The following is a 20,032-nucleotide window of genomic DNA, read 5'->3' as shown; positions in this document are numbered from 1 at the left end:
ATTCTCTTTATTACGCACAAACGCGTAATTTTCGCGTAATAGTCCCCTAATTTTTCATCTGAAACCCCCAATAGGTGGGTTTCAGGCGCCCCCCCCTAGGCAGCCAAGTATTTTCTCCCTATTAATAAGTTGGTAAAGCCTGCCAGTAAGCACAGCCTCTCAGTATTTTTTACCAGTCCCCGATAGCGGACCTTGTCGTAACCAAATACCCGTTTGATGTAGCGGAAGGGGTGCTCGACCTTCGCTCTTATCTGCGCCTTGATCTTTTCCGCTTTTCGGAGTGCATCACGCCCTGGAAGAGTTCTTAGCTTGCTCGGCTTCATTGCTATATACCAATCCGCCTCCCGCTCTTTCAACTCTTCACGTTTCTCCGCACCAATGTACCCAGAGTCTCCCCAGATTCTTTTCTCCTCCCCGTGGAGAACTCGCTCTGTGGTTGTGACATCATGCGAATTCGCTGCTGTTGTATCTATGCTATGTATTACTCCGAGCACATCATCAACCCCGATATGCATTTTCATTCCAAAATGCCACTGATTGCCTTTCTTTGTTTGATGCATTTCCGGATCACGTTCTTTCTTTTCATTCTTAGTTGAAGTTGGCGCAGAGATAATAGTGGCATCTACAATCGTGCCTTCACGCAGTACCATGCCATTCTCAGCAAGATGTTTGTTGATTTCATCAAAAAGAGCTGCACCTAGCTGATTGAGCTCCAGTAAGTGGCGAAAGTTAAGAATCGTTGTTTCATCAGGAATTGGGCTACTCAAAGTCAATCCAGCAAAACTACGCATGGATTCAATTTCATACAGTGCATCTTCCATAGCGGGATCACTGAGATTGTAAAATAGCTGCATGCAATGAATACGAAGCATGACACTCAATAGATATGGCTGTCGGCCACGTTTGCCTTGTGGGTAACAAAGAGTGATCTGAGCTTCTAGTCGCTGCCATGGGATGAGGGTTTCCATTTGAGAAAGAAACTTCTCTCGGCGAGTTATACGGCGCTTTAGCTTATATTCTGCTTCGGCAAAGGTGACTTGGTGCATGATTCATCGTAGTCTTGATGGGTAGGTCAATATTACCAAATTGACTCAGAATTATTCAGAGGTTCCTTAAGTACTTCAAAGGATTAAAATATATGGCCAAGCTATTCTTGACTTCGTATTTTGCTGAGGTCGCTAGCGCGATCGCGAGTTTTGATAAGCGGCTTGAAGGTAAGAGGGTTACATTCATCCCTACTGCAAGCATTCCCGAAGAGATCACTTTTTATGTGGAAGATGCTAAGAAGGAACTGGAGCAGTTAGGTCTTATTGTAGATGAATTGGAAGTCTCTAAAGCTTCAATGGATGAGATTAAAGATAAACTGCAAAACAATGAGTATATCTATGTGACTGGTGGTAACACCTATTTCCTACTTCAAGAACTTAGACGTAGCGGGGCTGATAAAATCTTGTTGGAGCAGATTAGTCTGGGTAAGCCCTATATAGGTGAGTCGGCAGGTACTGTAATCCTGTCGCCGAATATCGCATATATCCAGGAGATGGATAACCCCGATGCAGCGAAGAATCTAGAGTCTTATGACGGGTTAAATCTCGTGCACTTCTATCCCTTACCTCATTATGGAAACCAACCATTTGAAGATGCTGCTGAGCTTGTTATTTCCAAATATTCAGACGAGCTGGAATTAGCTCCGTTCAGTAACAATCAGTTGATCGCCGTAATCGATGGAGAAGCAGAGACCTGGATTGCGGTGTCTTAGTAAGTCGATAACCACTGTATGATAAGTCATATTATCTATATTTTATTAAGATTGCTGCAAGTACCTAGTAGCGAGAAAAAAGATAAATTCTAGAAACTCTCTCTTCTTTAGAGCTTTTCTTTCAAGGAGTAGCTTAAAATTGGGGAAGGTAAGAAGTTATAGCTTGAATTGAGCGGAATGTTAAAGAATACTGCCGGGGAGCAAGTGATAATGTGACTTGCTCCCCGGCAATGTTAGTGCTTATTCGCTTGCAGCACTACAGTTATAGATTTTCGCTGGGATATGCGTGCCTGTTACAGTCTTACTTGCCGATACTCCATTAGGCATATAGATATCGCCAAATTGCGCCAATGAAGAAGCCTTAACTGTATTAGTTCAGACCAAATCTGACACATCCTCTTGAAAAAGAGGGGTTTACCGGTTTTGATGAAGGTGCCTAAACCTAAAAGCAAAACCAAGGATAAACCCCATGATCCATACTAATGATCGCATCATCAAACACAAGACCGGATTGCTAAATCTGGCAGAAGAACTCGGCAATATCTCCAAAGCTTGCAAGATGCTGGGTGTGTCGAGAGACACTTTCTATCGCTATAAGGAAGCCGTTTCAAGTGGCGGTGTGGACGCCCTTCTTGAGAAGAACCGGCGTGTGCCCAACCACAAGAACCGTGTTGACACAGTCATTGAAGAGGCAGTGTTAACTTATGCCCTCCAAGAGCCTGCCCATGGGCAGGTTCGAGTTTCCAATGAACTGCGTAAACGCGGTGTATTTGTGTCCCCTAGTGGCGTTCGGAGTATCTGGTTACGGCATGACCTGGCTAACTTCAAATTGCGATTAAAGGCACTTGAGGCCAAGGTCGCTGAGGAGGGACTGATCCTCACAGAGTCACAGGTTCAGGCTTTGGAGAGAAAACGGCATGATGATGAAGCCTGCGGTGAAATTGATACTCAACACCCAGGTTATCTGGGCTCGCAGGATACCTTCTATGTAGGAACCTTTAAGGGCGTCGGACGTGTTTACCAACAAACCTATGTCGATACCTATGCAAAGGTGGCTCATTGCAAGCTGTACACCACCAAAACGCCAATCACTGCGGCGGACCTCCTGAATGACCGTGTACTACCGTTTTATGCCTTACATGATCTACCAGTGCTGCGTATCCTAACTGATCGCGGTACGGAGTATTGTGGCAAATTGGAACAGCACGACTACCAGTTATATCTAAGTGTGAACGAAATAGAACACACTAAGACAAAAGCCAGACATCCACAAACTAATGGAATCTGTGAGCGCTTCCATAAGACCATTTTACAAGAGTTCTACCAACCCTCATTACGCCGCAAGATCTATGGATCAATAGAAGAGTTACAAACGGATCTGGACGAGTGGCTCACATATTACAATAATGAGAGAACTCATCAGGGTAAGAAGTGTTGCGGTCGAACACCGTTAGCAACTCTTGAAGATGGAAAAAGCATCTGGAAGGAAAAGCTCGTAAACTGAATTTGACCTGACAGAGCATCTCCTGAGAAACCGGTAACTGTCAGATCAAGTCTGAACTACTACACCTTAACAAGTCTTCATGATCGACTTGTAGTGGTCAACTCTATTTGGCCACTGAACTCTGAGCATTCCAATATTTTTCTTCCGCCACATTTGGTGGCAATCCATCATTGTTTTGGTGAGGCCGTATTTGGCTGTAGTAACCAATGATGTAGCTGTTGATTCCCTGTTGTGCCGAGGGGAATGATCTGTAGCCGGTTTCCGGCACCCATTCTGTTTTTAAACTTCTGAAGAAGCGTTCAGTCGGGGCGTTGTCCCAGCAATTTCCTCGACGACTCAAGCTCTGCGTCATTCGATAGCGCCACAGTAACTGCCGGAACGCGAGGCTTGTGTACTGGCATCCCTGGTCGGAGTGGAACATGATCCCCTCAGGTTGGCTTCTCGATTCGTAGGCCATCATAAGCGCCTTTTTGACCAGCGCCGTATCTGGAGATAACGATAACGCCCACCCAACAGGTTTACGCGCAAAAAGGTCGATAACTACTGCAAGATACGCCCATCGAGCTCCCGTCCAGATGTACGTTATATCACCGGCCCAAGCCTTGTTTGGTGTTGCTACATCGAACTCCCGGTCCAGGTGATTGGGTACATTAATGTGTGGCTGCTCGGCCCTCTTGTATCGATGATTTCGCAGCTGGGTACTCTCCAATCCAAGTAGCTTCATTCGCCGTGCAGCACGGTATCGACTAAGTTGTGTACCGCCGTGGGTTACTATCTTTGAGATTGTTCTTGCCCCGGCAGAGCCGTTACTAACTTTATGAGCAGTTTTAATAAGAGCCTGTAACTGGAGCTCCTCAGGCTTTGGTTCAGTCGGCCTGTCGCGCCAGCTTCTATAGCTGCTTCGGTATACGTCAAATACGTCACACAGTCGCTGAACAGCGTAGCTCTCTTGTAATCGCTCGATTATTTTGAATTGTTCAGAGAGTCCGACATCAAGAGAGCTGTAGCCTTTTTTAGGATTTCTTTTTCCTCTTCGACACGTTTCAGCTTCCGCTCCAGTTCCTGGATACGCAATTGATCGGGCGTGATAGCAATGTCCTCTGGAGCTCTTTACCCGCTCGCTCCGCCCGCAACTTTCGGACCCATGACTCCATAGTGGATTTACTAACCCCCATGGCTTCACAAGCCTCTTTCAGCTTGTAATTCTGATCCACTACAAGTTGTGCCGCCTCAAGCCGGAACTCGGGGTCAAAATGTTTCTTTGATGACTTGGTCATTGTTTCACCTGATCTCATTGATCTTAATAGTATCACTCAAAGTCAGGTGGCCAAATTCAGTGTGCCACTACAACTTCCTCTGGCTCGTATCATCAAGGATGACTTAAAGATGTGCTGGGTAGGAGCAGTTAAAGTAATTGCTTCATTAGAGGTTTAGCTCAGGAGGGAACAAGCTAACATTTGACGGTCCTGTATACTTGAGATTGAGGGCTCCAAGATATATGGCTTTAAAGGCGAGTTTAGTAGCGATAGGGCTAAGGCTGGAAGCTATCCCGGTTGTATTTTGATCATTTGATCTTGTATGTGTTGGGTCACAGCTATCTTAGGGTAAGTTACCTAGGGAGCTGTCAGGTAAAGTGGTGGTGCCAGAAGTTAAGGGCTCTTCTTCCATCGATAATAGTTTTCATTGTAGAGTGACGTGACAAAGATAAAAACTTGCTTGGAGAGTAAATTATTGTTTACAATTCAGGGGGTTGCGTGTCTTTTTTAGTATTTTTGTCGCTACATGGTGGTTCGAAAGAGGCTCTATCGATCCACATACATACACCATAACTTTGGTGGCTAGAATCCGCTTAATGAGCGGATTTTTTCGTAATTGATGGGAAATACCTATATTGTGTGAATATGACTGTAAATGCAGAGTGTTAGAGTAATCGTACTAACTCTAACTGTGGCGGCTTAAGTTTGCCGATCGCCCAATGAGCACTAAAATTGCTTTTTGTCATATGATACCTACTTGTCGTTAAATGGCTGCGCCAAGGATTAACATAGGGAAACAGTAGACATAAATGTGTTAAAAGACGTGTGCATTGGCGCGTAATTGATTTAGAAAGAGGCTGCGATAGAATGCCGCCTACTCATACGGGAATAGATGTTGACTTTAGAGTGGTTTAGTGTTATCTGGAGGGGTTTTCTTGTGCAAGAGGTAAGGATTGAAGCCTTAAGTCAATCCCCTATTTTTTTGAAAGCAACACTTAAATGGCCTTAACTCATTGTCCCAAACCTACCCTTAGTCCTGTAGTCGACTGGTTCACACTTTAAAGAAAGTAGATTTTTATGGAGTCCTCTGCCCAACGTTCTGTCTGGCAAATTCAGCGAGATGTCATTTATGCGCTGTTAGTGCGTGAGATGAAAACTCGATTTGGTAAATGGCGACTAGGCTACGCTTGGGTACTAATTGAACCATCACTGCATGTTTTAGTCTTGGTGGCGGTTTTCAGTCTGGCCGGGCGTGATTTTTACCCGGGTGTCCCCACTGAGCTATTTATGCTTGGCGGAATAGTACCTTTTCTCTTTTTTAACCACTGTTTCAATAAGGGCTTGGCAGCAGTTGAATCAAATAAGGGACTGTTTAACTATCGTCAACTTAGGCCTTTTGATGCTGTGTTGAGTCGCACTTTTCTTGAATATCTTATTTATTTGACCTCCCTCGTAGTTTTACTGGGGGGGTTTGCATGGTTAGGTATTTCAACCCGGTTCAATGATTTTTTACTTCTGGTTGTAGTTAATTTACTGTTTTTTTGTTTTTGCTTAGGGCTTGGTATGGCGCTTTGTGTGGTAGGGGTGAAGTTCCCGGAGGCAGCAAAGTTCTCCCCTATGATTGTACGCCCTTTGTACTTTATGTCAGGAGTTTTTTTCTCGCTGGAGCAAGTCCCCAAAGAGTATCATTCGTTTCTGATGTGGAATCCTTTATTGCATGTAATAGAGTTAACTAGAGAAGGGCTGTTTGCCAATTATCATGGGGTGTTTGGTAATTTGAATTATTTAGGCTTTTCTTCAATTTCGATGTTAGCTTTTGGTCTGTTGTGTTATAGGTCGAATTGGCGTGACTTGGTAACAAGCCGGTGATAAAACTAGAAAACTTAACCAAGTCTTATCGTACTCCTCACGGACGAAAAGTGCTTTTTCGGGATGTTTGTGCAACCTTTCCTGAAGGAAAAAACATAGGAATTTTGGGGCGCAATGGAGCGGGTAAGTCAACTTTGCTGCGTATCATGGGAGGAATAGATTATCCTGACTATGGACGGGTAGTTACTGATCAGAGAATCTCTTGGCCTATGGGGTTGTCTGGCGGTTTTCAGGGGAGTATGACTGGGCGTGAAAACGTAGCTTTTATTTGTGGTCTCCACGGTATTTGGGGGCGCGCGCAACGAAAAGTTATGGATGGTGTCCAGGAATTCGCAGAGATAGATAACTATTTTGATGTGCCTGTAAAAAACTATTCCTCAGGTATGCGTTCTCGCTTAGCTTTCGGGCTTAGTATAGCTGTAGATTTTGATATTTATTTGGTTGATGAAGTAATGTCTGTAGGTGATGCGCACTTCAAGAAGAAGTGTGAGGAAGTGATATCAGAGAAGCGAAAGAAATCCTCCTTTATTATTGTTGCGCATGCAATGCAAATGTTGAAGAAAAATTGTGACGTAGGAATATACTTGGAATCTGGTGGACTTAAAATCTTTGATACTGTAGATGAAGCCATAGAGTTATACAAAGGAGAGCAGCCAAGTAAGAATCTGACGTCAAAACCTCAAGCGAAAAGCGGTGCTGTTGCCCCATCTACGAATATATAAGAATCAATTATGGAAGCTAAAGAAGAACTTATTGATGGATATAAGGTAAATGAGAGACATGCCGTGAATAGGTTTTACGTATTGTTTACGAAGCTCCTAAAGCCATTAAAAAATATTTTTAGTAATGAAGAAAGAGAGAGGAAGAATAATCTTTTGTATCAATGGCGAGGGTTAGTTTTATCTGTTGTTCTGCCTCTAACATTAATGAGTATTTATTACTTATTCTTTGTTTCAGAGCGTTACGTAAGCAGTACTCAGCTCATAGTAAAAGATAGCGCCTCCCCTCAAGTAGCACCTCCTACATTGGGGTTTCTGATTCCGGGTATGGGTGGAGATACCCAGGATGCCTTTTTGGTTGTTAATTATATACAATCATTAGATATGGCTTTGTACTTAAATGAAAAGTTGGAATTGGCCGATTATTACAAAAGTTCTCAACATGACATATTTTCGCGTTTGGCTGCAGATGCTACTCAGGAAGACTACCTGAAGTTCTACCGTGATCATATCGATATTGCATACGATGAGATTACGGGAATTATTACAATGGAGATGCAGGCATTCGACCCTGTATTCGCCAAACGTCTGATTGAAACAGCTATTCAAAAGTCAGAAGACTTTGTTAATGCGATAAGTAATGAGTTAGCAAATAAACAAGTATCATTTGTCAAAGATGAAGTTGAGCTTGCACAGAGCAAATTGCGAAGTACGAAGCAGGAAATTCTTGATTTTCAGAATGATCATAAAGTGGTTAGCCCTGAAGAGTTAACTAAAGGCATTAGTACTATCATACAAGGGTTGGAAGCACGCCTGGCTGAGCAACGAGCAAATCTTACGGCAGCAAAAACGTACCTTAATACAGGCTCCTCACAGATTGTTTCAATGCAAGCTGATATTGATGCCTTGGAAAATCAAATCGGGTTGGAGAGAGTGCGCTTAGTAGGTGTGGGTGATAAGGAAGGTGAGCAGAGGCTTAACTTCTTGGGGGCGCATTTCCAAAATTTAGAGCTCGATTTGCAGTTTGCAACTGATGCATATGCCGCATCTTTAAAAGCTCTGGAAGCCGCTCGTATGGAAGCTTCTGGCAAGTTGAAGCACTTAATGGTGGTTACTCAACCATCATTAGCAGAGGAGGCCGAATACCCTCATAAAATCTATAATTTAATTAGCTTGGCGATTATTTTGTTGATGCTATACGGAATTGGAAAGATGCTGATTGTGACTATTCGGGATCATAGGATGTAGGTTCAGTTGGAAATTTGATGGCTCATAATTTGGCGAGTATAGAATTTTCGCTGATTTATCTAATTTTGAATTACAGAGAGAAGAGAAATGATTACAGTGAAAATAAAACACTTCAGTTTTTGTTTGGGGCTGTTAGTTTCTTTTGTTTGCTCAGGGGTACTTGCGCTAGAGACACAACAGATAGAGGATGTAGAGTCTCAGGTACCTCCTAGGATCGGTGTACCAGTCTTTGGTGAGTCACTCTTCCAGGGAGCCTTCAAAGATCAGCCATACAGCGGGTTTAACCCTGACTATCGTATCTCAGTTGGGGATCAAGTTAACTTGCAACTCTGGGGTGCTTATAACTTCAGCGCTTCATTACCGGTTGACCCGAAGGGGAATATTTTTGTTCCTGAGGTTGGACCGGTCCATGTCGCTGGAGTAAAAAATGGTGAATTAAATAATTTTGTTTTGCGTCATGTAAAACGCGTCTTTAAGAACAATGTGCAGGCTTATGCAAACTTAGAGGCTAGCCAGCCGGTTAAGGTATTTGTTACGGGTTATGTGAATAGTCCTGGCTTGTATAATGGGTTTAGTTCCGACTCTATTTTGTACTATTTGGATAGTGCTGGAGGAATTAACGAATTAAGCGGTAGTTTTGTTAATATTAAGGTCATGCGCCAAGGAAAGGAAATTCAGGCGGTTAACCTGTATAAGTTTCTAGTAGACGGAGATATGCCAGCTCTTCAGCTCCGCAATGGCGATGTTGTAGTAGTAGGGGCTCGTAATGGTTCTGTGACCGTTAACGGTGCAGTACAAAAGGAGGCTCAATTAGAGTTTGTCGGTCCATATACCCAATTAGGAGAGGTGCTTCTTGTAACAAAGCCTGCCCCCCAGGCGAACTTTGCCAGAATTACCCAGGTCATTAATGGAATTCAAAAAGCAGAGTATATGCCTCTTGCGAGCGCAATGACAACACGGCTTTACCCTGGGGCACATGTAGAACTAGTGCAGGACAATGATATTGAGTCCATTTCAATAAGAGTTTCAGGTGAGCTGGATGGCCCTGCAACTTATGTGCTCCCATACGGGGCAAAACTAAGTGAACTCCTAAACCAACTAAGTTTCCGTAATAATGCAGATAGGGATTCGATTCAGCTATATCGTAAAAGTGTCGCTGATAAGCAGCGAGTAGCGTTAGACCGTTCGCTAGATGCACTTCAGATGGAGGTTTTAACTCGCCAACCTAATACTGATTTGGAGAAGTCTGCACAGAAAGATAATGCGGCGATGATCCAAAACTTTATTAAGCAAGCACGGAAAGCAGAACCTAGAGGGCAAGTTGTTATTGCTAAAAATCCGAATTCTGCAAATATGCTTCTGGAAGATGGTGATGAGCTTGTTGTACCCCTTAAATCATCAACAGTTTCTATTGTAGGGGAAGTAATTTTTCCCACTTCTCTTGTGTATAGCAAAAACCGCACACTTGAAGACTATATCGAATTGGCTGGTGGGTTTGCGAATAATGCAAATCGTGACGAGCTAGTGATCTTACATCTTGATGGCACGATTAGCCGTATTACGGACGGGGATTTTGATAATCGATTGGGAAATCGTCTACGCCCTGGGGATGAAATTATGGTGATGCCCAAGATACATTCAAGTGAGCTGCAAGTTACAAAAGATCTTACCGAGATACTCTACCGTATTGCTGTTGGCACTGCGGCTGTATTATCTTTTTAAGTTTGTTCAGGTAATGGCAGGTCCCTCAAGTTATCCACAGAGGCAGTAGGTGTGATGTACTGTAAGGTCGTGCCAGTACAACTTTAGAATGATGTGTGTAATTATTCACACTAGGAAAATTGATTAGCAATCATAGTCAATATGCAGTGTTGTTTGTTGGCTAAGTCTATGTGATATGAAATTTGGCCATATATACAAGCTTGGCACAAAGAAAAAAAAGAGTAGAAATATTAAGGTGGGGAAATGGTTGTGAAAGGATCTTCTAATCGGAAAGGAATAATATTAGCTGGAGGCTCTGGCACACGTTTATACCCACTAACTAGAGGGGTTAGTAAGCAATTAATGGCGGTTTATGACAAACCGATGATTTATTATCCATTAACCACGCTTATGCTGGCTGGGGTTAGAGATATTTTGATTATCACGACACCAGAAGAGCAGGTCTTGTATCAGCGTTTGCTGGAGGACGGTAGACAGTGGGGAATTAATCTTTCTTATGCTGTACAACCCTCGCCTGATGGATTGGCCCAGGCGTTTATTATTGGTCGGGAGCATGTAGGTACAAACAATAGTGCTCTTGTTTTGGGTGACAATATTTTTTACGCCCATAGTTTCAGTCAAGCTCTTCAGCAGGCTGATACTAGACAAAATCGGGCCACAGTGTTTGGTTATCGTGTTGCGGATCCAAGAGCTTACGGTGTAGTGGAGTTCGATGAGCAGGGTAAGGCTATTAGCTTGGAAGAGAAGCCGGAGAATCCTAAGTCAAATTATGCTGTTACTGGATTGTATTTTTATGATAAGCAAGTTTGTGACATCGCTAGAGATATAAAGCCCAGTCCTCGGGGTGAGTTGGAAATAACAGATATTAACAAGGTATATTTAGAGCAAAACCAGTTAGATGTGGAATGCCTTGGGCGTGGTAGTGCCTGGTTAGATACTGGTACTCATGACAACTTACTTGACGCTGCTCATTTTGTTCAAACAATAGAGCGCCGCCAAGGCCAGAAAATAGCTTGTCCAGAAGAGGTTGCTTACCGCAAAGGTTTTATTACGGCCGAAGAACTAGAAGCCCAAGTACAGCCACTAATGAAAAGTGGTTACGGCAAATACTTAATGCAATTATTGATAGAAAACGGTGAAATTTCATCATTGGGTGAGCGTAGGTTCGCCTCGCATGTATAGATTAAGCTAATTTCCGACATAAGCGCTAACTTGTGAATTGTCTATGGATGGACGGTTCCTTTAATTTACTTTATGTCGGTAGATTGACAGGCCGTTACCCTACCGTCGCAGTAGACATTCAACGTCGTATGAAAATTGTTGAAACAAAAATTCCTGATGTGAAAATCATAGAACCAAAAATTTTTGGGGATGATCGAGGCTTTTTCTTTGAGTCTTATCGCGATGATTTTTTTAATTCAGAGTGTGCTAAAAGAAACTTTGTTCAGGACAATCATAGTAAATCATCACAAGGAATTTTACGTGGGCTGCATTATCAGACTGAGCAGCCCCAAGGTAAGTTAGTGCGCGTGATACAGGGTGAGGTTTTTGATGTTGCTGTAGATTTACGAAAAAGCTCTCCTACTTTTGGACAGTGGGTTGGGGTATACCTTTCTTCAGAAAATAGACGTCAATTATGGGTTCCAGAAGGCTTTGCCCACGGTTTTTATGTAACCAGTGATTCTGCTGAATTTGTGTATAAATGTACAAATTATTATGCGCCGCAGTATGAAAAGTCACTTCTCTGGGATGATACCGACCTGGGAATATCCTGGCCGCTTATTGATAACCAGCCGCCTAAGTTGTCAAAAAAAGATGGCGAAGGTAGTAGTTTTCGAGATGCGGTGTACTTTGCTTAGATGCCTCAAGATAGGCTCCTCTTAAAGTAGTGGCTGCCACTTAATATTGGATGGCAATTAGATCTCTCTTTTCACTTTAATTTTAAAAGGTGTGACATATTTCAGGTGCCGCATCAGTACATTTGGACAGCTTGAAATGGCAACTAAGAAAATTCTTATTACTGGAAAAGATGGTCAGCTTGGGCGTGAGCTCCAAAATCAGTGTCCAGTAGAGTTTGAGATAATAGCTCTGAGTAGAAGTGAGCTAGATATTTCTAATGGAATTATCGTTCAGAGCGTTTTACAGAAAATAAGGCCGGATATTGTTATTAATACGGCTGCTTATACTGCAGTAGACAGGGCCGAACAAGAGCAGGATATTGCGTACGCGATTAATTCAAAAGGTGCGGAAAATCTTGCGAAAACATGTAAAGATCTATCCATTCGTCTTATTCAGGTATCTACAGACTTTGTTTTTGATGGGAAGAAATCTACTCCCTATCAGACCGAAGATAAGGTATCGCCTCTCGGTGTGTATGGCGCTAGTAAAGCTGAGGCGGAAGCTGTTATTCAAAAGTTACTCCCTGATGCGGTAATAGTTCGAACGGCGTGGGTCTATGCTACTCATGGCAGTAATTTTTTAAATACGATGCTGCGATTAATGTCTGAAAGAGATGAGTTGAATGTGGTAGCGGATCAAGTTGGCACACCAACTTGGACAGGTACTCTGGCACGAGTCTTATATAGTTTATCTATGAAAGAAAAGATAAAAGGTATCTTCCATTGTACCGATCTTGGGGTGGCAAGTTGGTACGATTTTGCTGTAGCAATATTTGATGAAGGGAAACTTCATGGATTACTTCCCGCAGAAAAGAAATTAACTATTAATGCTATTACGACAGATGATTACCCAACTCCAGCAGACAGGCCAGCATATAGTGTTCTTGATAAAAGTCGGTTGTTAAATGAATTAGATATCGAATTGAATAGTTGGCGTGAATCCCTAAGGCAAGCTTTTTTGAGTAGATATTAAATAACGCTAAGTAATAAATGTAATTGATTGCATTTAAAGAAAAATTGAAGATATTGTAATTAAAAGCGATACAAAAATGAAGAACTTATTGGTAACCGGTGGTGCTGGATTTATCGGCTCTAACTTTGTGCATTATTGGATTAAAAATTATCCACAGGATACTGTTGTAGTTCTGGATGCGCTTACTTATGCAGGCAACCTGGAAAGTTTAAGTTCAGTTAAGGGTAATCATAACTACAAGTTTTATAAGGGGGATATTTGTGATACAGCCTTAATAGAGCTTATTCTCAAAGAGCACCATATTGATACGGTTGTTCATTTTGCAGCAGAAAGTCATGTGGACCGTTCGATAACCGGGCCTGATGCATTTATCCAAACAAATATTATCGGCACTCATAGTTTGCTAAAGGCCGTCAAAAAAGTATGGCTGGATGAGGGATATAACAAAGAAACTCATCGCTTTCATCATGTTTCAACAGATGAAGTATATGGATCTCTTGAGGTAAAAGATCCTGCCTTCAGTGAATCTCATCAATATGCACCTAACAGTCCTTATTCGGCAAGTAAGGCGGCATCAGATCATCTGGTGCGAGCGTACCACCATACTTATGGGTTGAATGTTACTACTAGTAATTGCTCTAATAATTACGGGCCTTACCACTTTCCCGAAAAGCTAATCCCGCTAGTTATTACAAATATCCTTTTAGACAAACCACTACCTATCTACGGTGATGGGAAACAGATTCGCGACTGGTTGTACGTAGAGGATCATGCAAGAGGTATCGACCTTGTTATTAAGAAGGGGCGTCTAGGTGAATGCTACAATATTGGCGGAATTAATGAGTGGGCGAATATTGATATAGTCAACCTGATCTGTGGACTGATGAATGCTGAGTTTATGGAGAACCCATCTCTTATAGAGAGATTTCCAAGTGCTTGTCGAGTGCATAAAGGTTTGGCGCAAGAGTTAATTACTTATGTCACCGACCGGGCTGGTCATGATCGACGCTATGCGATTGATCCATCAAAATCGAATGAAGAACTAGGGTATCAGCCAAAAGAGAGTTTTGAATCTGGTATTTGTAAGACTATACGATGGTACCTAGAAAATGAAGAATGGTGGCAATCTATTCTTGATGGTACTTACCAAAAGTAGTGACAAATCACAATAAAATTTTAATTATTAACGATTTTAATAGTGCCGAAAATGAAAGATTTATTTAAGTTGGGACGCAAAGAACAAGTTACTTCGGACTCTGAAAAAATCAATGTGATTCGTGAGTCTGGACTGTTTAATGATAACTGGTATATGGAGAATAATCCGGATGTCGCTGAAAGTGGGATAAATCCACTAGTCCATTTCTATTATCACGGTTTTAGAGAAGGAAGGAATCCCTCCTACTTGTTTGATGTTAGTTGGTATCTGACAGCTTATTCTGATGTGAAGGATGCAGGTTTCAATCCATTAGTTCACTATATCCTTTATGGGGAAAAAGAGGGTCGCAATCCCTCTCCTTTTATTCAAATAGAGTATGTTCGTAGACAAATTAGTGAGCCCTTAAGTGGCCTTGTTCTTGATTATTTCTATAGGCAAGTGTCTAACAATAAGATAAACCCCTTGCCAGAATTTGATACCCAATATTACCACACTTCTAATCCAGATGTTGTTGAATCAGGTATGGACCTTTATTTTCATTTTCTCTCACAAGGGGTGAATGAAGATCGTAACCCTTCGAAATTATTTGATATTTTAAAGTACAAAGAAGAAAACCAGTTGTCCGAACCTGCTTTCCAGCACTATTTAGCTAATGGGAAAGCGCAGGGCTTGCCAATAAGGCCTGTTAGTGATTGTGAGGGGGGGCAAGGGGATGGGACCAATTTTTTGCTGGCTGAAATAAATCGCTATAGAGGTCCAAGTGAAGGTTATGAGGATTTCCATTATAAAGAACAGCTAAATAAAACGGCTAAGGTAAAAGCTTTGGCATACTACCTGCCCCAGTTCCACCCATTTAAAGAAAATAGTGAGTGGTGGGGCGAGGGCTTTACAGAGTGGAGTAATGTAACTCGTGGTCTTCCCAGGTTTAAAGGGCACTACCAGCCCCACCTTCCTCGGGATTTAGGGTATTATGATCTGCGTCTTAAGGATACTCTTAAAGCTCAAGCTGAGTTGGCGAAATCTGCAGGATTGAATGGTTTCTGTTTTTATCATTATTGGTTCAATGGTAAGCGTTTAATGGATAGTCCAATCAATATGTTGATGGACAATCCAGAAATTGACTTGCCATTTTGCATCTTGTGGGCAAACGAAAATTGGACTAGAACTTGGGATGGTTTAGAAAACAATATTCTTATAGCTCAGGACTATCGTGAGGAAGATGATGCTGATTTTGTTCAAGACCTAGGTCGTCATTTTTCTGATTCTCGTTATATTCGGGTAAATGGGCGTCCATTATTTTTTATTTATCGTCCTGGAATAATTCCTAATGCTGTAAATAGAATCCAAAAGTGGAGGGACCTATGTAAAAAACTGCTCGACGAAGAACCTTTGTTCTTTATGGCGCAAGCTTTTGGTGATAATGATCCCCGTATTTTTGGCATGGATGGAGCAGTTGAATTTCCACCACATAAATTAGCGCAAGATTTAGACTCAAAGGCCACAGCGCAGGGCTTGCTCGATTCCAATTTTACCGGCCACTACCCATTATATGATGACTTGGTTGAGCGCAGTCTTGAAGTCGAAAAACCCAATTTTGATTTGATCCGTGCAGTAACACCTAGTTGGGATAATGAGGCTAGGAAGCCTGGGCGAGGTATGGGGTTTATTGGTGCAACACCAGCAAAATATGAGCGTTGGCTAAGAAGAATGGTCAATTACGCTGAAGCAAATCCGGTTGCAGGTGAAGAATCATTCGTAATGATAAATGCTTGGAACGAGTGGGCTGAAGGTGCTCATTTAGAGCCAGATGTGTATTGGGGAAGTGCATATCTTAATGCAACCTATCGAGCCGTGCATGGGCTTACTCGTCAGGAAGGTAAGACAAAATTGCTTTTGGTGGGGCATGATGCCTACAAACACGGGGCCCAACTACTCACCCTAAATATCTTTAAAACATTAGTGCAGGAATTTGGAATTGATGTTGAATTATTGCTTCTTGATGGAGGTCCTCTAGTTGATGATTATCAAAAAATTGGCAGGACTCATGTTGCCCATGGGGACATTGTCTTATTTAGAGATCTTGTAAAAGAGATAACAAAGAGAAGTTCTGTCGCTCATGCTATCTGCAATACTACTGTTACTGGTAGGTGTACAAAAGTACTAGTTGATAATGGGTTGAAAGTTATTTCTTTAGTTCATGAACTAGAAACCCTAATTAAAGAATATGCACTTGAGGATAGCGCAAAGGCGATAGCTGATAACGCAAGCGCTGTAGTTTTTGCATCTTCTTTTGTTAGAGACTCATTTGAACGCGTTGTTGGGTCTATCGGCAATAAGGCGATTATAAAACCTCAAGGTATTTACCAGAAACTTGAGCCTAATGAAGATAGTTGTGTACTTTTACGTAAAAAACTTAATATTCCGCAAAATGCCAAAATAGTTGTCAATGCTGGATTTGCTGACTTGCGTAAGGGGTTTGATCTTTTTGTCCGTGCTGCACGCAAAGCAGTACAAAGGGATCCCAACTATCACTTTGTTTGGTTGGGTAATGTCGAGCCAAATTTAAAGAACTGGATTCTTGCTGATGTTGCGGGGTCTGAGCTTGATTCTCATCTCCATATTATTCCCTTTACTAACGAAATATCTCTTTATCTTGAAGGGGCTGATGTCTTTGCTATGACATCCCGAGAAGATCCGTTCCCTTCAGTGGTTCTAGAATCTCTGGCATTAGGTACTCCCGTTGTAGGTTTTCAAGGGGGAGGGGGCTTTGTAGAGTTACTATGCAGTGAAACCAATGGAACTCTGGCGCCAATGGGCGATGTAGATATGATGGTTGATGCGATCGAAGGCCAAATAAATAAGGATAGTGCGGTACTTCGTTCAACACGCAGTGCTTGGGCAACTGAAATGTTTGACTGGAAGGATTATGTTTTTAGTTTAGTAGAGTTGTTGATTCCTGAACTTCGCAGAGTCTCAGTAGTGGTTCCCAATTACAATTATGAAGACCATATAGCACCCCGTCTGGAAACAATATTTTCCCAGCATTACCCTGTTTATGAAGTGATAGTACTGGATGATAAATCGAGTGATAACAGTGTGGCTGTAATAAAGGCCACTGCAGAGCTCCATCAACGTAAGATTGATTTGCTGGTTAATAAACAAAATTCAGGTTCAGTATTCCGCCAATGGGATAGAGGGGCAAGAATGGCAAATGGAGAGTTGCTATGGATTGCTGAGTCAGACGATCTTGCTACTCCTGACTTTATTAGTGAAATGGTACAAGGGGATAAGTTTGATTTGGCTTGCTCTGATTCCATTCAAGTTGATCAGGATGACAAATTACTAGCTGAGAGCTATAGCTATTACTTTTCCGAGTTCGAAGAGGAAGCTTTCACCAAAGATTTCTACATGAATGGAAGAGAATTTCTGGAGAAATATCTAGCTGTTAAGAATGTTATTATGAATGTTAGTGGTGTCATTTTCAGAACTAACAGCTTGTGTGAGGCCTTAGATAGTACTGGCGATGACCTTTATCAATTTTCTGTAGCAGGGGATTGGTTCTTATATACGGATTTACTTGCAAAAGAAAATTCTCGGGTCAAGTTTTGCGCTAAGAGTTTAAATACACATCGTCGTCATCAGGCTAGTGTTACCCATCAATTAAAAGCGGAAAAACACTATAAAGAGATACAAATGATGCAAGAAATGGTAAGCAAGAGGGTTTCCGTAAGTGATGAGGTGGAATCTCTTGCTGAAAATAATTTAAAGGCAGTTAAAGAGCATTTGGGATTGCAATAAGCGTGTTAATCTGTACTTGTTCTTTTTATCGAGTGAGTTCTGGCTTGTGGAGACAAGAGCTAGAACGAGCCCATTAGCTTCAAGCTAAATGATCAGCTAGAGAAAAATATATGAAAATTGAAAAAATCACCCCTGTATTTGATGCTAGTGAATATGCGTTAATTTATGGTTGGTCGACTTCTAGCTACCTTCAGGAAGATGTGTTTATCATCGATGAATTTATTTTTAAAGTTGTTTGCCTCCATCGGTATGATAGAAAAGACCTTAAAGATAGCAATTGCTCAGCATTTGTAGCACTTTGTAAGGCAGTTTTTAACAATACAAGCTTGCGCTCCAGTAGCGTTCAGGTTAGATACTCCAAACACGAGACGGTATTCACTGTACCTGTTTCGGTGGCTGCGCTTAATAAAAATGAGTTAATGTTATTCGAGGATGGAGCTTCATCGTTAATTGCTAACAAGGGTGAATCTTTTCCTAAATTGGCAGGTGAGAATTTTCAAGATTTAAAGCTCACGAAAAGCAAGTCGTACAATATTGAATCTGTTCACCTTGATCAGGCTGGAGGCTGGATAGCAGTATCTGGCTGGATGATACATGAATCTGGGCAGCCATTTCTGAGAGAAAGAGAGACTGGTTTGCTGATCCAAGGAACTCTTGAAAGGTTTAAAAGGCTTGACGTTAATAAACACTTAAAAAGCGCTGAGTTTCAAGAAAGCATATCTGAGAATCCTGGATTTCTTGTTGTTTTTAATTTATCTAGTTTTGGACAAGTCGACCTTAAAAAAGTAGACTTTTTACTTCTATCAAATGATATTATTCTTATTCCTGGTGAAAAATTAAATAGTCGAATTCGTGATGCACACAATGCAATTTCTAATAAGCTATTTAAATTCTCTGCTAAAAATGAAACTGTTAAATTAATACTCGAGCACAAAGAGTTCGGTGATACATTTCTATCAGAAATTATTTCTGAGATACTTGAGAAAAATTATTCTTTTAAATTCTCAGAGGCCAATAGAAAACTTTCTCATTTGCGTCTTTCTCAAAATAATAGTTTGTCTCGCTTGGCCTCTATAATCTGGACAAACTCAAAAAATTATGAATATGAAGCCCTTTTGAATGAGGGGTATATAGTTGGATCTTCAAAAGGAAATGACTTTAGGGTTAAATTGTCTATTGACGATGGTTTAATAGCAATATCTTCATCTGTAAATGTAAGTGCCTCCTTTTTTATTGTGTGGAATGGACCATTGTTGGTTAAAGTGGTTAGGCCAGATGTTGTTGGCACTGACTCATCCTCATTTAAATTCAAGTTTAATTCCTCTGCAAAATATTTGGATCCAGATTTAGGTTTTCATGTTTCATGTATCTGTAATGATACAATTATCCACTCTTTTAATGACCGAGAGATGGCTATTTCTCGTATTCCTAAGCTTGCCTTTGAATATTTGCGAGGAGTTACGATTGAGAGTCATGGCTATTTGGTTTCGGATATGAGTCAAAATGAGGCTTGGAAAAAAAAGCTAGTTAAATGGTATGAGGTAACAAATCCAGTTTTTGAATCCTCAGGTTTAAGGCTGTCACTTATATATGGTACCTTATTGGGATGTATTAGAGATGGAGATATCATATCTCATGATGGTGATGCCGACTTTATGTATCTGTCAGAATCTACGGAAGTTGAGGGCGTAAAAAGTGAATTACTATCAATTGTTGAGTCACTTGTCCTGGGTGGAATTGATGTGCAGATTGTTCTGAAAGGAGGTTTCTTTCGCCCGGTTGTGAACGGCATGGCGATTGATGTTTTTCCTGGTTGGCTTAATTCAGACCGCCTTTGGATGCATAATACCACCAGTATTGAAATGTCAGAGAGTGAACTTAAACCTTTCAGAACGGTTGATTTTATTGGCCATAAGTTTTTTATGCCAAATGAGCCTAAAAAGTTTATTGAGCGAAAATATGGGAAGGGTTGGATTAGTCCTGATCCATCATATGTGCCTGCGCAACCAACAAAAGAAGCTAAGAAATACTTGCATCAACTTAAAACTGATGATGCGGAAATTGAGTTAATTAACAAGTTGGCTGAGCAGAAGGGTGTAGAATCTAGAGTTTATAGAGTTAGGGGTTAAT

The 20,032-nt window shown here is 41.5% G+C and carries 13 protein-coding genes and 1 pseudogene; 12 read left to right on the top strand and 2 right to left on the bottom strand.

The annotated features are described in order from the left end of the window. Positions 1–95: 95 nt before the first annotated feature. Positions 96–1,046, bottom strand: coding sequence for an IS5 family transposase (locus tag ACJJI3_RS12405; protein ID WP_444939911.1), 951 nt, complete (start codon positions 1,044–1,046; stop codon positions 96–98). 92 nt (positions 1,047–1,138) lie between these two features. Between ACJJI3_RS12405 and ACJJI3_RS12400 the strand changes: the two genes are divergently transcribed. Then, complete coding sequence (locus tag ACJJI3_RS12400) at positions 1,139–1,759, top strand: Type 1 glutamine amidotransferase-like domain-containing protein (protein ID WP_413664503.1); 621 nt, start codon at positions 1,139–1,141, stop codon at positions 1,757–1,759. A gap of 469 nt (positions 1,760–2,228) precedes the next feature. After that, the gene (locus tag ACJJI3_RS12395) at positions 2,229–3,263 is read left to right on the top strand and encodes an IS481 family transposase (RefSeq protein ID WP_444905427.1); all 1,035 of its coding nucleotides are present in this window, start codon (positions 2,229–2,231) and stop codon (positions 3,261–3,263) included. A 103-nt stretch (positions 3,264–3,366) separates the two neighbouring features. Here ACJJI3_RS12395 and ACJJI3_RS12390 read toward each other — a convergent pair. Further along, positions 3,367–4,540 (bottom strand): annotated as a pseudogene (locus tag ACJJI3_RS12390) (IS3 family transposase). A gap of 1,056 nt (positions 4,541–5,596) precedes the next feature. Here ACJJI3_RS12390 and ACJJI3_RS12385 point away from each other — a divergent pair. The 10 genes from ACJJI3_RS12385 (at position 5,597) to ACJJI3_RS12340 (ending at position 20,031) form a co-directional block, all read left to right on the top strand. Next, the gene (locus ACJJI3_RS12385; protein WP_444939910.1) at positions 5,597–6,388 is read left to right on the top strand and encodes an ABC transporter permease; all 792 of its coding nucleotides are present in this window, start codon (positions 5,597–5,599) and stop codon (positions 6,386–6,388) included. Then, the gene (locus ACJJI3_RS12380) at positions 6,385–7,110 is read left to right on the top strand and encodes an ABC transporter ATP-binding protein (RefSeq protein WP_444939909.1); all 726 of its coding nucleotides are present in this window, start codon (positions 6,385–6,387) and stop codon (positions 7,108–7,110) included. Before ACJJI3_RS12385 ends, ACJJI3_RS12380 begins: the two co-directional genes overlap by 4 nt. Before the next feature lie 9 nt (positions 7,111–7,119). Then, positions 7,120–8,355: a KpsE/RkpR family capsule polysaccharide export protein gene (locus tag ACJJI3_RS12375; protein ID WP_444939908.1), complete on the top strand. Its 1,236-nt coding sequence runs from the start codon at positions 7,120–7,122 to the stop codon at positions 8,353–8,355. Positions 8,356–8,442: 87 nt separating this feature from the next. Then, on the top strand, positions 8,443–10,077 hold the full coding sequence (locus ACJJI3_RS12370) for a polysaccharide biosynthesis/export family protein (RefSeq protein WP_444939907.1): 1,635 nt from the start codon (positions 8,443–8,445) through the stop codon (positions 10,075–10,077). Between the two features lie 243 nt (positions 10,078–10,320). Further along, positions 10,321–11,259, top strand: coding sequence for a glucose-1-phosphate thymidylyltransferase RfbA (rfbA, locus tag ACJJI3_RS12365; RefSeq protein ID WP_444939906.1), 939 nt, complete (start codon positions 10,321–10,323; stop codon positions 11,257–11,259). 128 nt (positions 11,260–11,387) lie between these two features. Continuing rightward, complete coding sequence (gene rfbC / locus ACJJI3_RS12360; RefSeq protein ID WP_444942555.1) at positions 11,388–11,936, top strand: dTDP-4-dehydrorhamnose 3,5-epimerase; 549 nt, start codon at positions 11,388–11,390, stop codon at positions 11,934–11,936. Positions 11,937–12,072: 136 nt separating this feature from the next. After that, entirely contained in the window at positions 12,073–12,948 is an 876-nt protein-coding gene (gene rfbD / locus ACJJI3_RS12355; protein WP_444939905.1) for a dTDP-4-dehydrorhamnose reductase, read from the top strand. A 76-nt stretch (positions 12,949–13,024) separates the two neighbouring features. Beyond that, positions 13,025–14,104, top strand: coding sequence for a dTDP-glucose 4,6-dehydratase (gene rfbB, locus ACJJI3_RS12350; protein ID WP_444939904.1), 1,080 nt, complete (start codon positions 13,025–13,027; stop codon positions 14,102–14,104). 51 nt (positions 14,105–14,155) lie between these two features. Further along, entirely contained in the window at positions 14,156–17,902 is a 3,747-nt protein-coding gene (locus tag ACJJI3_RS12345) for a glycoside hydrolase family 99-like domain-containing protein (RefSeq protein WP_444939903.1), read from the top strand. A gap of 110 nt (positions 17,903–18,012) precedes the next feature. Continuing rightward, on the top strand, positions 18,013–20,031 hold the full coding sequence (locus ACJJI3_RS12340; RefSeq protein WP_444939902.1) for a LicD family protein: 2,019 nt from the start codon (positions 18,013–18,015) through the stop codon (positions 20,029–20,031). Position 20,032 lies beyond the last annotated feature (1 nt).

Source organism: Microbulbifer maximicatervae (SeqCode) (genome assembly GCF_052466985.1).
The sequence above is the reverse complement of the archived record's forward strand: the minus strand, read 5'-3'. Positions and strand labels throughout refer to the sequence as shown.

Coding starts and splice junctions, on each gene's coding strand:
- rfbA (WP_444939906.1), top strand. CDS start 10,321: ATGGTTGTGAAAGGATCTTCTAATCGGAAAGGAATAATATTAGCTGGA.
- ACJJI3_RS12405 (WP_444939911.1), bottom strand. CDS start 1,046: ATGCACCAAGTCACCTTTGCCGAAGCAGAATATAAGCTAAAGCGCCGT.
- rfbC (WP_444942555.1), top strand. CDS start 11,388: ATGAAAATTGTTGAAACAAAAATTCCTGATGTGAAAATCATAGAACCA.
- ACJJI3_RS12385 (WP_444939910.1), top strand. CDS start 5,597: ATGGAGTCCTCTGCCCAACGTTCTGTCTGGCAAATTCAGCGAGATGTC.
- ACJJI3_RS12395 (WP_444905427.1), top strand. CDS start 2,229: ATGATCCATACTAATGATCGCATCATCAAACACAAGACCGGATTGCTA.
- ACJJI3_RS12375 (WP_444939908.1), top strand. CDS start 7,120: ATGGAAGCTAAAGAAGAACTTATTGATGGATATAAGGTAAATGAGAGA.
- rfbB (WP_444939904.1), top strand. CDS start 13,025: ATGAAGAACTTATTGGTAACCGGTGGTGCTGGATTTATCGGCTCTAAC.
- ACJJI3_RS12370 (WP_444939907.1), top strand. CDS start 8,443: ATGATTACAGTGAAAATAAAACACTTCAGTTTTTGTTTGGGGCTGTTA.
- rfbD (WP_444939905.1), top strand. CDS start 12,073: ATGGCAACTAAGAAAATTCTTATTACTGGAAAAGATGGTCAGCTTGGG.
- ACJJI3_RS12400 (WP_413664503.1), top strand. CDS start 1,139: ATGGCCAAGCTATTCTTGACTTCGTATTTTGCTGAGGTCGCTAGCGCG.
- ACJJI3_RS12345 (WP_444939903.1), top strand. CDS start 14,156: ATGAAAGATTTATTTAAGTTGGGACGCAAAGAACAAGTTACTTCGGAC.
- ACJJI3_RS12340 (WP_444939902.1), top strand. CDS start 18,013: ATGAAAATTGAAAAAATCACCCCTGTATTTGATGCTAGTGAATATGCG.